Raw genomic sequence first — 885 nt, 5'->3', positions numbered from 1 at the left:
GTCCGACAGGGTGATGGTCAGCGTCGTCGTCGACAGGTCGCCGTCGCCGTCCATGATGGTGTAGACGAAGGTGTCGGTGGCGCCGCCGGCCGGCACGACGTTGGCAAAGCCGTCATAGCTGTAGCTGCCGTTGGCGTTCAGCGTCAGCGTGCCGTAGGTGCCGGCGATGCCGGCGCCGCCCAGGCCGCCGCTCACCGGGCTGGCGGTGTTGCTGCCGGCGGCCACGCCGACAACGCCGCCACCGGCGGCCGCACCGTCGGCGCCGAACACGTCGTCGGTGGCGTCGCTCAGCACGTTGCCGGTGGCGATGGCGCCTTCGGCCACGCTGTTGGTGTTGGCGTTCGCCGTCGGCACGTCGTCGACGACGTCGATGGTGATGGTGCTGGTGACCGTGTTGCCGTTGGCGTCGGTCGCCTGGTAGGTGAAGCTCTCGACGTTGTCGACCGTGTTGGTGCCGTTGTTGGCATCGGCGCCGTCGACCGGTGCGGTCAGCGTGTAGCTGTAGGTGCCGTCGGCATTGAAGGTCAGCGTGCCGTGCGAGCCGGTTGTGCTGCTCAGCAGCGCATAGGTGTAGGGGCCGCTGCCGCCGGAGACGTTGTCGGCGACCGTGCCGGTCACCGTCTCGGCCGGGCTCGGCGGATTGCTGCCGATCGCCAGCGCCGCTTCGTTGACCGTGGCGTCGTCATTGGCGGCCGCCAGGCCGCTGTCCGACAGGGTGATGGTCAGCGTCGTCGTCGACAGGTCGCCGTCGCCGTCCATGATGGTGTAGACGAAGGTGTCGGTGGCGCCGCCGGCCGGCACGACGTTGGCAAAGCCGTCATAGCTGTAGCTGCCGTTGGCGTTCAGCGTCAGCGTGCCGTAGGTGCCGGCGATGCCGGCGCCGCC

1 protein-coding gene is annotated in these 885 nt (G+C 69.5%); it reads right to left on the bottom strand.

Annotation, left to right across the window (positions count from 1 at the left end):
* Positions 1-885: Ig-like domain-containing protein (locus tag AC0L3N_RS33870; protein WP_473552035.1), on the bottom strand; the 885-nt coding region annotated here is incomplete at both ends.

This window comes from Mesorhizobium sp. WSM4807, assembly GCF_055811615.1.
The sequence above is the reverse complement of the archived record's forward strand: the minus strand, read 5'-3'. Positions and strand labels throughout refer to the sequence as shown.